The sequence below is a fragment of the Streptomyces sp. NPDC054794 genome, assembly GCF_053611585.1.
In genome coordinates, this window is sequence record NZ_JBSHAQ010000063.1 from 14,612 (window position 1) to 26,423 (window position 11,812).

Sequence of the window (11,812 nt, forward strand, 5' to 3'; positions counted from 1 at the left end):
TCAAGGAGGTGGCCGGATGTGCTCGGGCGTCGTGGACTTCACACTCGGCGGGCGTACGGCCCTGGTCACCAGCTCGTCACGGGGCCTGGGCCTGGAGATGGCCCGTGGCCTGGCCGGGGCGGGCGCCCGCGTGATCCTCAACGGACGCGACCCCGCCGCCCTGGACGCCGTGGCCGCGCGGCTGCGTGACGATGGGCTGGACGTGCTGTGCGCCGCCTTCGACGTCACCGACCGCGTGGCCGCCGAGGAGGCGGTGACCGCCCTCGGCCCCATCGACATCCTGGTGAACCACGTCGGCCACCGCCGCAGCGGCATCGAGAAGATGACCCCCGACGAACTGGACCGCCTGCTCGACGTCCACCTGACCTCGGCGTACGCCCTGAGCCAGGCCGTCGCCAGGGGGCTGTCCGAGCACGGCAGGCCCGGCCGCGTCATCAACGTCTGCTCGACCGTCGGCGAGCTCGCCCGCACCGGGGACGTCGCTCACGCCACCGCCAAGGCGGGCCTCGACGGCCTGACCCGCGCCCTCGCCGCCGACCTCGGCCCCAGCGGGACCACGGTCAACTCGGTGGCGCCGGGCACGTTCGCGACGGAGGCCGACGGCCGAGCGGCGGACGACCCCGCACGGGACCGCTGGCTGCGTACCCGCACCGCCCTCGGCCGCTGGGGCCGTCCGGCCGAGATAGCGGGCATCATCGTCTTCCTGGCGAGCGACGCGGCGTCCTTCGTCACCGGCCAGACGATCGCGGTCGACGGCGGCATGACGACGACGTTCTGACGTTCCGACCTCTGCCCTCCCGGGCGATTCACGGAAAATTCTCAGTCACGTCGGGGAGCGATTCTCACCTTCCTGGGACAGAGTGATGCCTGATGAAGCGCTGCTCACGCATCTCAGGTACCTCGCGTCCCGTCCTGCTCGGCGGCGTGATGGTGTTGCTGGCCGCCACCTCGGCTTCCGTGGCCGCGGCCGACGACGGGCCGGGCCCGCTGGGGGTCACGGCCGTGGCCGCCACCGGCGCGCACAGCGTGCGGGTCGGGGCGTTGTTCAGCGCCGACCGGGCGGACCGCCTGGCCGGGGGCCACTTCTGCACCGCCTCCGTGGTCCACAGCCGGGGGCGCAACCTCATCGTCACGGCGGCGCACTGCGTGGAGACCGACACCGACGACGATGCCGACCTCGTGTTCGTCCCCGGCTATCGGGACGGGAAGGCGCCGTACGGGGTGTGGCGGGTCGGCCGGAGATTCCTGCCCGACGGCTGGTCCAACGGGCAGGACGAGGACAGTGACGTCGCCTTCGCCGACGTGGACGAGCGGGACGGGAAGCAGATCGAGGACGTCGTGGGCGGGAACCACTTCGCCGCGGGGGTGGCGACCGGCGCCACGGCCGTGACGGTCACCGGCTATCCCGACATCCGCGAAGCCCCCATCAGCTGCACCAACAAGCCCTCCGCCCACAGCAGCACCCAACAGCGCATCGACTGCCCCTCCTTCAGCAGCGGCACCAGCGGCAGCCCCTGGGTGAACGGCGACCACGAGGTGGTGGGCGTACTCGGCGGCCACGAACAGGGCGGTTCCACGGACGACACGTCGTACAGCGTGGTCCTGGGCGAGGAGGCGGCGCGGTTGTACGAGGACGCGGCGCGGGCGAACTGATCTTTGTGGCAAGGTCGGTCGGGTGGACCCACTCAAGCCTCAGGACCCGGCGCACATAGGCACGCACACGCTGCTCGCACGGCTCGGCGCCGGCGGCATGGGGCAGGTGTACCTCGGACGCTCGCCCGGCGGGCGGCTCGTGGCCATCAAGGTGATCCGGGACGAGATCACCGACCATCCCGAGGCACTGGCCCGGTTCCGACGCGAGGTGGAGACGGCCCGGGCGGTACGCAGCGCGTACACCGCCAACCTCATCGACGCCTCGTTGGACGCGGCGCCGTACTGGCTGGCCACGGAGTATGTGGCGGGGCCTACGCTCGGTGGGGCGGTCGGGAAGAGTGGGGCCTTCCCCGTGGACAGCGCGCGGCGGTTGTTCGCCGCCCTCGCCGAGGCCCTGGCAAGTGTGCACGGGTACGGGATCACCCACCGGGACCTCAAGCCGCAGAACGTCATTCTGTCCCCGCGCGGGCCGCTGCTCATCGACTTCGGCATCGCGCGCGGCGTGGCCGACACCGCTCTGACCCAGACCGGGCTGGCACCTGGGACGCCCGGGTACACCGCGCCCGAGGTGCTGACCAGCAATCAGGTGACTGCGGCTGCGGATGTGTTCGCCCTGGGTGCGACGCTGGCGTACGCCGCCACCGGCCGCCCCCCGTTCGGCTCCGGACCTGCGCACGCGGTGTCGTACCGGGCCGTGCACGAGGAGATCGACCTCGCCGGCGTCGAACCGGACCTCGCGGTGCTGATCCAGGAGTGTGTCGCCAAGGATCCGGCCCAGCGGCCTGAACTGGGCTCGGTCATCGGGCGTTGTGCGGTGTCCTCCTCCCTGGCCGAGGACCCGTTCTACGGGCGGCTCACCGCCGACGCCGAAGTGCCGCCCGCCGATCTGCCCGCCGCCGTCGCGTCCGGGCTGGTGGCGCCTGGGGCCCAGCAGCCCACTGTCGGGCCCGGATACGCGCCCGTGCTCGCGCCGGGATACGTGCCGACGCTCGCCCCCGGCGCCCAGCAGCCCACCGTACCGGTGGGCAGCCGCTCGCGACGTACTCCCTGGATCGTGGCCCTCTCCGTCGCGGTCGTGGTGGGGGCTTCGTCCGCCGTCGTGCTGAGGATGATGGAGGGGGGAGGGAAGGGCGGGAGCGGATCGGCGAAGGGTCCCTCGGCCCAGGCCCCGTCCTCGTCCTCCTCGTCTCCCTCCACCGCGGCGGCTCAGAAGGTGCCCTCCTACATCGAGAACAACCGGATCTCCCGCGACTACTGGACGCTGTCGACGAATCCCGACGAAGCGGCACACGGCATCGGCCAGTGCCGGCAGATCGGCACGGTGAACCCGCCGGCGGAAACGCAGACCAGCGTGGGCGACGTGGACGACCCCGAGGCTGCCTCCGTCCATCAGAGGGCGAGGATCGCCTTCCGGTTCAAGTACGCGGAGCTCAAGCCCGAGAAGCCCCAGCCGTACTACGTCTCGGTCGGGGTGAAGCCGCCGCACGAGATCGACTCGGACACGGGCAAGCCGTACGACGTGATGATGGAGAGCAAGAACGTCGGCTACACCAGCAAGCCCGTCGACATCTACACGCACTGGAAGGACGGCGGGTTCATCGAGTTGACGTATCCGGAGGACTTCCAGAGCCACTTCGAGGGCGAGACCCGACCCGCGATCCCCGTCGCCAACGATCCGGGCGACTGGACGGCGGTGCTCTACCACGTCAAGGGCGGTCCGACCGACTACGAGAGCTTCGGCTGCACCGGCTTCCACGTCGAATAGGTCGAACAGGCCGTGGGCGTAGACCGTGAGAGCGTCTTGAATAGGCCGAAATGTTGGTGGGGCGGGCAGGCGCGACCACAAAGGTGACGTGAACGGGCCGTCGATGGGGGAGGGTTGAGCCGTGCGGAAAGTATGGGTGGCCGGTGCGGCGGCGGTGGGGCTCGGGCTGAGCTTCGTCATGCTGCTCGTCATCGGGGTGTACGTCGTCGCCGGGAACCTCGTCAACGGCGTCGGCCGGGGCAGCGTGGGGCTCGCCAAGGGAGCCGTTCCGGCTGCCTACACGACGCTCGTTCAGAAATGGGGCAACCTGTGCCCCTCCCTCAACCCGGCTCTGCTGGCCGCGCAATTGTACCAGGAGAGCGGCTTCAACCCGAACGCCAAGAGTCCGGCGAAGGCGCTGGGGATCGCGCAGTTCATCCCGGGGACGTGGGCGACGCACGGAGTTGACGGGGACGGCGACGGCGACCGCGACGTCTGGGACCCGAATGACGCGATTCCGTCGGCCGCGTCGTACGACTGCGAGCTCGCGAAGTACGTCAAGGACGTCCCGGGGGACATGTCGAGCAACATGCTCGCCGCCTACAACGCGGGGGCGTACGCGGTCATCAAGTACGGGGGTGTGCCGCCGTACAGCGAGACCCGGAACTACGTGAAGACGATCACGACCCTGGAGAAGAGCTTCGCCGCCCCCGTCTCCCGCGTGGATCCCTCCCGGCAGGCCGCCGGGGCCATCTACTTCGCTCAGAAGAAGCTCGGTACTCCCTATCTGTGGGGTGGTAACGGCACTGCTGACCAGGGTGGGCGGTTCGACTGTTCGGGGTTGACGAAGGCCGCCTACGAGAGTGTGGGGGTCACGCTTCCTCGGGTCGCCAACGATCAGTACAACGCGGGGGCGCATCCGGACCGGGACGAACTGCTGCCGGGCGATCTGGTGTTCTTCTCGGACGATCTGACCGACTCCCGGGCCATCCGGCACGTGGGCATCTACGTCGGCGGCGGGTACATGATCGACGCACCGCGGTCGGGGGCCGTGATCCGGTTCGACCCGATCGACACCCCGGACTACTTCGGTGCCACCCGCGTCACCGAAGATGGCGCGAAAGCGCTGCCCACGACGGTGTGAGCGGACCGTGAACCCACCCCCTGAGCTGCGGCGATGTGTCTCTCTTCGATAACGTCTGCGTGATCATTCGGTGGAGTGTGGAACGTATCAACGGGGGTCGTGCGTTCCTGTTGACGTAGCCGAGCGGACGTCAGTGCAGCGGAAGCGGATCTACAGACCACGGGGGTGGCAGGAGCGGCGCACGCGAGGTGCGTCCGGGAAGACGACGAAGGGGCCGCAGCACGATGGCTGTACTCGCCGAATCCGGATCGAACCCCGACGTCAACCTGCTCTATGACATCAACGGCCTGGCCAAGAGCGCGCCCGCCTGGTTCGACCGGGTCATGGAGTTCGTGGGTGAGTACGGGCTGTTGATCGCGCTCGTGCTGCTCGTGGTCTGGTGCTGGTGGTCCGTGCGGCGGCGCGGCGCCCAGGATGCCCCGTCGTCGATCGCCGCGCTCGTGTGGGCGCCGCTGGCCGCCGCCATCGCCGTCCTCGTCAACGTGCCGATACGGGGGTTCGTCGAGCGGCCCCGGCCGTTCCGTGATCACCAGGGGCTCGACGTCCTCGTCTCCGGGAAGACCGACTACTCCTTCGTGAGCGACCACGCGACGATCACCATGGCCCTGGGGGTAGGGCTGTTCGTCGCCAACAGGAAGTTCGGTCTGGCCGGCATCGGGCTCGCGCTGCTCGAAGGGTTCTGCCGGGTGTACATGGGCGTGCACTACCCGACGGACGTCGTCGGCGGGTTCGCCCTCGGCACGGCCGTGGTGCTGCTGCTGTCGCCGCTGGCCATGGCCCTGCTCACGCCGGTGATGAAGGCGGTCGAGCGGTCCCCGAGGGCGGGCCGGCTCATCCGCCGGACGGCTCCGGCGACCGGCACGGGCGACGCCCTGGTCCCCGGCTCCCGGACACCGGCGGCGTCCGGGGAACGGGACCTGGCGGCATGACCCCGGCGTTCGAGACACGGGGCCCGGCCGCCCAAGGGGGACCCGGCCGTCCGGCCCGGACTACAGCGCCTGCGGGTAGCTGAAGAAGCGGTTCGGGTCGTACTTCGTCTTCACCTGCTTCAGGCGGGCCGCCGCGTCCCCGTAGTACGCCTTGCGCCAGTCCTTGAGCGTCGGGTCCGTGTAGTTCTGGTACGCCGCCCCGGACGCGTACGGCTTCATCGCGTCGTGGGCCGATGTCAGCCAGGACTGGGCAGCGCTGCCGGAGGCGCCCGCCCCCCAGGAGGCGATGTACTGGGCCAGCATGCGGGAGCGGCGGTGGACGAACGCCGTCGCCGTGGGGGAGACCCGGTTGACCGCGCCGCCGAGCGCGGTGAGGGCGATGCTGCCGGCGCCGCCCCGGACGGCAAGCATCTGCGCGAGCAGCGTCTGGATGCCGGCCGCCGAGAGCGAGCGGTCGAAGAAGTCGGAGCGGGCCGCGTAGGTCTCGCGTCCCAGCGCGCCCCGGGCGGAGCGGCCGGGGGTGGAACCCGGCAGGTGGCACTGGGCGTCCGTGGAGAAGGAGGAGCAGCCGGCGTAGATCTCCATCGCCTCCTCGTAGCCGCGGCGGTGCAGCGACACGCTCGTCGCGTTGGCGCCGACCTTGTCGGCCAGGCGGTCCACCGCGTTCTTGAGTTCGCCGTAGGTGCCCAGGGAGAAGGCGGCCACCGAGATGGTGGGGGAGCCGCCCTGCGACTTCGCCAGGTGGAGCGAGGACCAGATCTCGTCCGGCTGGCTGGGGCCCCACTCCTGCCATGCCTTGATCACCGCGGCCGCCTTCGCCCACGGCCAGGTCAGGTAGCCGGTCACGGCCTGGGGCGCGGGGTGGGTCTTGAACTGGAGCTCGGTGACGACGCCGAAGTTGCCGTTGCCCGCGCCGCGCAGGGCCCAGAACAGATCCGCGTTGGTGCTCGCGTTGGCGGTGAGCTGCTTACCGTCCGCCGTGATCAGCGTGGCCTGGGTCAGGCTGTCGCAGGTCAGGCCGTAGGCGCGGGACACCACTCCGTGACCGCCGCCCAGGACCAGGCCGGACACTCCGACCGTGGGGCAGGAACCCGCCGGGATGGTCACGCCCTTCGCGCCGAGCGCGCGGTAGACGTCGATCAGCTTGGAGCCGGCCCCGACCACCGCCTGGCCGCCGCTCACCCGGATGCGGTTCAGCTTGGAGACGTCGAGTATCAGGCGCCCGTTGCCCGACGACCACCCCGCGTAGGAGTGGCCGCCGTTGCGTATCGCCACGTGTATGCCGTGGGCCCGGGCGTACGCCAGCGTCGTACGGATGTCGTCCGGGTGGGACACGTAGGCGACCGCGGCGGGCTTCAGCCCGTCGAAGCGTGTGTTGTACAGCTGGTGTGCCGTCTTCCACGTAGCGTCACCGGGGCGGATCAGGGGGCCGTCGAGGTCACGGGCGAGGGCCGCCCAGTCGGCCGCGGCCGCAGCACTGGTGGTCTTCAGCGACGTACGCGAAGATGTGGTCGAAAGTGACGTACCGGCCGTACCGGGCGAGGAGCTCGTGGCGGCCGGGCCGCCGCCTGTGCCGCATCCCGCCACCGTGGCCGTCGCCAACGCGGCCGCGCCGCCTGAGATGAACGTACGCCGTTCCATACCCGTGCCTTTCGTCGGCTTCCGTGGAACGAGACGAACCCGTGGGTCGGAGGGTTCCACCGGGTTCGCATACGTGTGCGCGGCGGGTTTGCACTCATCGCGGATGCCGCGCGGACCGCCTGTGTAACCCTTGGGAAGTCGGGACCTGCGCGTGCCCTCCCCGTGAGCATTCCGTGACCTAACCAGGCCGACGGCAGGGGTTCACCCGCCGTTCACTTATGGCCTTCGGCGGCTTCACCTGTTCTGCCTAATTTCGGCCTTACCCGGTGCGGAGTGCGACCTAGTCGGCACTCGCACCACGACGACTTCGCACGCCGCCGACGGTGGCGGCTCCTGGAAGGAACTCCCGAAAGTGAAGCTTCAGCGCAAGAACCGGCTGCGCGCCCTTTCCCTCGGTGCTGTCGCCGTCTCCGGCGCCCTGGCCCTGACGGCGTGCGGCTCGGACGACACCGGCAAGAACGACTCGGGCAGCAAGTCGACGGCTTCGGCCAGCGCCGGCTCGATCAAGTGCGACGACGCCAAGGGTCAGCTGCTCGCCGACGGCTCCTCCGCGCAGAAGAACGCGATCGACGCCTGGGTGAAGCAGTTCTCGCAGGCCTGTGGTGTGCAGATCAACTACAAGGGCGGCGGCTCGGGCGCGGGCGTCACCGCGTTCACGCAGGGTCAGGTCGCCTTCGCCGGCTCCGACTCCGCGCTGAAGCCCGAAGAGGTCACCGCCTCCAAGAAGGTCTGCTCCGGCGGCCAGGGCATCGACCTGCCGATGGTCGGCGGCCCGATCGCCGTTGGTTACAACGTCCCGGGTGTCGACAACCTGGTCCTGGACGCGCCGACGCTTGCGAAGATCTTCGACAGCAAGATCACGAACTGGAACGACGCGGCGATCAAGAAGCTGAACCCCGGCGTGAAGCTTCCCGACCTCAAGATCCAGCCGTACCACCGCTCGGACGAGTCCGGCACCACGGACAACTTCACCAAGTACCTGATCGCCACCACCCCGAACAACTGGAAGTACTCCGGCGGCAAGGCCTGGCAGGCCAAGGGCGGCCAGTCCGCTCCGCAGTCCGCGGGTGTGGCCCAGCAGGTGAAGCAGACCTCCGGCGCCATCGGTTACTTCGAGCTGTCGTACGTCGCCGACGGCATCAAGGCGGTCTCCATCGACACGGGCGCCAGCAAGCCGGTCGCGCCCAGCACCGACAGCGCCACCGCCGACATCGCGGCCGCGAAGGTCATCGGCACCGGCAAGGACCTGTCGCTCCAGCTCGACTACAACACCAAGGCCGAGGGCGCCTACCCGCTCACCCTGGTCACGTACGAGATCATCTGCGACAAGGGCAACAAGGCGGACACCCTGCCCGCCACCAAGGCCTTCCTGCGCTACATCGCCAGCGAGGACGGCCAGAAGGTCCTTTCGGGCATCGACTACGCGCCCGTTCCCGACGACATCATCGCCAAGGTCCGCACCACCATCGAGGGCCTGAGCTGACCTGATCCGAGTGTGCGGGCCCGATCCCAACCAGGTCCGGGCCCGCACCGTCCGGTGCACCGCCGCCCGGAGCCCCGCACCCGTGAGATCACCTCACGGGTGCACCGGCTCCATGGAGCCGCCCACCCCGCGGCTCCGCAGACCGGAGAACCCGATGGACATATCGACACAGACGACAGACGCATCTCCCCCCACCCCCCAGCCTTCCGCGGCCGAGCAGAAGCGATCCGCCCGCGGTGCCACCCGGCCCGGTGACCGCATTTTCCTCGGTCTCTCCCGCGGGTCGGGCATTCTGCTGCTGGTGATCATGGCCGCGATCGCGGTCTTCCTCACCTACCGCGCCTCCCTCGCGATCAGCAAGGACCACGGCAACTTCCTCACCACCTTCGAGTGGAACACCAACCTCACGCCGCCGACCTTCGGCATCGCGGTGCTCGCTTTCGGCACGATCGTCTCCTCGATCGTCGCCATGGTCATCGCGGTCCCGATCGCGGTCGCCATCGCGCTCTTCATCACGCACTACGCGCCGCGCAGGCTGGCCGGCCCCGTCGCGTACGTGATCGACCTCCTCGCCGCCGTGCCGTCCATCGTGTACGGCCTGTGGGGTGCGCTCATCCTCGTACCGCACATGAACGGCCTCTACGGCTGGCTCAACGACTACTTCGGCTGGACCGGCATCTTCTCCTGGCAGGGCGGCGCCCCTCGGTCGATGCTCACCGTCGGCATCCTGCTCGCGATCATGATCCTGCCGATCATCACCAACGTGAGCCGTGAGGTCTTCCGCCAGGTCCCGCAGACGCACGAGGAGGCGGCCCTGGCCCTCGGCGCCACGCGCTGGGAGGTCATCCGCATGTCGGTGCTGCCCTTCGGCCGCTCCGGCGTGATCTCCGCCTCGATGCTCGGCCTCGGCCGGGCCCTCGGCGAGACGATGGCCGTGGCCACCGTCCTCTCCCCCAGCTTCGACATCCAGGCCAGCCTGCTCGACCCGGGTGGCGGCACCTTCGCCCAGAACATCGCCAGCAAGTTCAGCGAGGCGACACCGGACGGCCGTGACGCGCTGATCGCCTCCGGTCTGGTCCTGTTCGTCATCACCCTGCTGGTCAACGGCGCGGCCCGCGCGATCATCGCCCGCCGCAAGGAGTACTCGGGGGCCAACGCATGAGCACCGCAGCCGTCAGCCACAAGCGCGTCAGCACGCTGCGCGGCGCCAGCCTCCCGAAGTGGTCCCCCTGGGCCATCGCCGGCGGCTCCCTCGCCGTCGCGATCGGCATCGGCCTCGGGGCCGGCCTGGACAGCAAGGTCCAGTGGGGTCTGATCGCCGCGGTCCTCTTCCTCCTCGGCACCTACGGCATCGCTGCCAAGGTCGAGGGCCGGCGCCAGGCCAAGGACCGCATCGCGACCTCGCTCGTCTGGGTCGCCTTCCTGCTCGCCGTCGTCCCGCTGGTCTCCCTGATCTGGGTGACCGTGGCCCGCGGCGTGAAGGTCCTCGACGTCTACTTCCTGTCCCACTCCATGGGTGTCGTCGCCGACTCCGAGCCGGGCGGCGGCATCTACGCCGCCATCATCGGCAGCCTGGAGCAGGTCGGCCTGGCCACCCTGATCGGTGCCCCGATCGGCATCCTCACCGCGATCTACCTGGTGGAGTACGGGCGCGGGAACCTCGCCCGTGCGGTCACGTTCTTCGTCGACGTGATGACCGGTATCCCGTCGATCGTCGCGGGTCTGTTCATCCTCAGCCTCATGCTGATCTTCGACATGCAGCCCTTCGGCTTCGCGGGTTCGCTGGCCCTGGCCATCCTGATGATGCCCGTCGTGGTCCGCTCCACCGAGGAGATGCTCAAGCTCGTACCGAACGAGCTGCGCGAGGCCTCGCTGGCGCTCGGTGTGCCGAAGTGGCGGACTATCCTCAAGGTCGTCCTGCCGACCTCCATCGGCGGTATCACCACCGGCGTGATGCTGGCCATCGCCCGTATCGCGGGTGAGACCGCGCCGGTGCTGCTGCTGGTCTTCGGCAACCCCTTCATCAACAACAACCCGTTCGAGGGCGCGCAGGCGTCGCTGCCGCTGTACATCTACCAGCAGTACTCGCAGAGCGCGGGTGCCAACGCGGCGTACGACCGCGCGTGGGCCGCCTCGCTCACGCTGATCGCCTTCGTGATGATCCTCAACATGGTGGCCCGCGGCATCGCCCGCTGGAAGGCCCCGAAGACCGGTCGCTGACGCGGCCATACAGCGACCGAAGCTTGAATTTCTGGAAGTGAAGTAGACACATGGCCAAGCGAATCGACGTAAGCGGACTCACCGCCTACTACGGCTCCCACAAGGCGATAGAAGACATCTCGATGACGGTCGAGCCGCGCTCCGTGACCGCGTTCATCGGTCCCTCCGGCTGCGGCAAGTCGACGTTCCTGCGCACCCTCAACCGGATGCACGAGGTCACCCCCGGTGGCCGCGTCGAGGGCAAGGTGCTGCTGGACGACGAGGACCTGTACGGCGCCGGCATCGACCCGGTGTCGGTCCGCCGCGAGGTGGGCATGGTGTTCCAGCGCCCGAACCCGTTCCCGACGATGTCGATATTCGACAACGTCGCGGCGGGCCTGCGCCTGAACGGCAAGTTCAAGAAGAGCGAGCTCAACGACGTCGTCGAGAAGTCGCTCAAGGGCGCGAACCTCTGGAACGAGGTCAAGGACCGGCTGAACAAGCCCGGCTCGGGTCTGTCCGGTGGTCAGCAGCAGCGTCTGTGCATCGCCCGCGCGATCGCGGTCGAGCCGAAGGTGCTGCTCATGGACGAGCCCTGCTCCGCCCTGGACCCGATCTCCACCCTCGCCATCGAGGACCTGATCGGTGAGCTGAAGGAGCGCTTCACGATCGTCATCGTGACGCACAACATGCAGCAGGCGGCGCGTGTCTCCGACCGTACGGCGTTCTTCAACCTCGCCGCCGTCGGGCAGCCCGGCCGGCTGATCGAGATCGACGACACGGAGCGGATCTTCTCCAACCCGTCGGTCCAGGCCACGGAGGACTACATCTCCGGCCGCTTCGGCTGAGCCGATGCCGGTGGAATAGAACCCCTCGCGGTGCTGCATGGCGGTGCCACCGCGAGGACGAAAAGGGCCCGCCCCTGGCTCCCGGGGGCGGGCCCGTTCGTTTTTCCCGTGTCCCGGTACCTGCCGCCACGCCCCCAGGGGGCTCCGCCCCCTGGACTCCCGCCCCTGCGC

General features: G+C 69.4%; 10 protein-coding genes. 9 read left to right on the forward strand and 1 reads right to left on the reverse strand.

Annotated features, from left to right (window positions below):
• Window positions 1-16: 16 nt before the first annotated feature.
• From ACWGKT_RS41215 to ACWGKT_RS41235, 5 genes are all read left to right on the forward strand, one after another.
• Window positions 17-778 carry an SDR family oxidoreductase gene (locus ACWGKT_RS41215; protein ID WP_453277721.1) on the forward strand — a complete coding sequence of 254 codons (762 nt, stop codon included), beginning with the start codon at window positions 17-19 and terminating at the stop codon, window positions 776-778.
• Between the two features lie 92 nt (window positions 779-870).
• A complete protein-coding gene (locus ACWGKT_RS41220; protein WP_356148859.1) occupies window positions 871-1,653 on the forward strand; it encodes a trypsin-like serine peptidase in 783 nt (260 codons plus the stop codon).
• Window positions 1,654-1,675: 22 nt separating this feature from the next.
• A complete protein-coding gene (locus ACWGKT_RS41225; protein ID WP_453277722.1) occupies window positions 1,676-3,418 on the forward strand; it encodes a serine/threonine protein kinase in 1,743 nt (580 codons plus the stop codon).
• A 178-nt stretch (window positions 3,419-3,596) separates the two neighbouring features.
• Entirely contained in the window at window positions 3,597-4,541 is a 945-nt protein-coding gene (locus ACWGKT_RS41230) for a C40 family peptidase (RefSeq protein ID WP_453277742.1), read from the forward strand.
• A 224-nt stretch (window positions 4,542-4,765) separates the two neighbouring features.
• On the forward strand, window positions 4,766-5,470 hold the full coding sequence (locus ACWGKT_RS41235; RefSeq protein WP_356148864.1) for a phosphatase PAP2 family protein: 705 nt from the start codon (window positions 4,766-4,768) through the stop codon (window positions 5,468-5,470).
• Window positions 5,471-5,530: 60 nt separating this feature from the next.
• Here ACWGKT_RS41235 and ACWGKT_RS41240 read toward each other — a convergent pair whose 3' ends face one another.
• Window positions 5,531-7,111, reverse strand: a complete 1,581-nt coding sequence (locus ACWGKT_RS41240; protein WP_453277723.1) for an FAD-binding oxidoreductase — start codon at window positions 7,109-7,111, stop codon at window positions 5,531-5,533.
• 352 nt (window positions 7,112-7,463) lie between these two features.
• On the opposite strand from ACWGKT_RS41240, the gene pstS reads away from it, so the two are divergent.
• The 4 genes from pstS (at window position 7,464) to pstB (ending at window position 11,641) form a co-directional block, all read left to right on the forward strand.
• Window positions 7,464-8,594 carry a phosphate ABC transporter substrate-binding protein PstS gene (gene pstS / locus ACWGKT_RS41245; protein ID WP_356148870.1) on the forward strand — a complete coding sequence of 377 codons (1,131 nt, stop codon included), beginning with the start codon at window positions 7,464-7,466 and terminating at the stop codon, window positions 8,592-8,594.
• 154 nt (window positions 8,595-8,748) lie between these two features.
• On the forward strand, window positions 8,749-9,756 hold the full coding sequence (gene pstC, locus ACWGKT_RS41250) for a phosphate ABC transporter permease subunit PstC (RefSeq protein WP_356148872.1): 1,008 nt from the start codon (window positions 8,749-8,751) through the stop codon (window positions 9,754-9,756).
• On the forward strand, window positions 9,753-10,814 hold the full coding sequence (gene pstA / locus ACWGKT_RS41255) for a phosphate ABC transporter permease PstA (RefSeq protein ID WP_356148875.1): 1,062 nt from the start codon (window positions 9,753-9,755) through the stop codon (window positions 10,812-10,814). The genes pstC and pstA overlap by 4 nt, the downstream gene beginning before the upstream one ends.
• A gap of 50 nt (window positions 10,815-10,864) precedes the next feature.
• On the forward strand, window positions 10,865-11,641 hold the full coding sequence (gene pstB / locus ACWGKT_RS41260) for a phosphate ABC transporter ATP-binding protein PstB (RefSeq protein ID WP_356148878.1): 777 nt from the start codon (window positions 10,865-10,867) through the stop codon (window positions 11,639-11,641).
• Window positions 11,642-11,812 lie beyond the last annotated feature (171 nt).

What these genes read in the sequence shown, in the direction of transcription:
- ACWGKT_RS41230 (WP_453277742.1), top strand. Translation starts at nt 3,597, where the DNA reads ATGCTGCTCGTCATCGGGGTGTACGTCGTCGCCGGGAACCTCGTCAAC.
- ACWGKT_RS41220 (WP_356148859.1), top strand. Translation starts at nt 871, where the DNA reads ATGAAGCGCTGCTCACGCATCTCAGGTACCTCGCGTCCCGTCCTGCTC.
- ACWGKT_RS41240 (WP_453277723.1), bottom strand. Translation starts at nt 7,111, where the DNA reads ATGGAACGGCGTACGTTCATCTCAGGCGGCGCGGCCGCGTTGGCGACG.
- pstB (WP_356148878.1), top strand. Translation starts at nt 10,865, where the DNA reads ATGGCCAAGCGAATCGACGTAAGCGGACTCACCGCCTACTACGGCTCC.
- pstC (WP_356148872.1), top strand. Translation starts at nt 8,749, where the DNA reads ATGGACATATCGACACAGACGACAGACGCATCTCCCCCCACCCCCCAG.
- ACWGKT_RS41215 (WP_453277721.1), top strand. Translation starts at nt 17, where the DNA reads ATGTGCTCGGGCGTCGTGGACTTCACACTCGGCGGGCGTACGGCCCTG.
- pstA (WP_356148875.1), top strand. Translation starts at nt 9,753, where the DNA reads ATGAGCACCGCAGCCGTCAGCCACAAGCGCGTCAGCACGCTGCGCGGC.
- ACWGKT_RS41235 (WP_356148864.1), top strand. Translation starts at nt 4,766, where the DNA reads ATGGCTGTACTCGCCGAATCCGGATCGAACCCCGACGTCAACCTGCTC.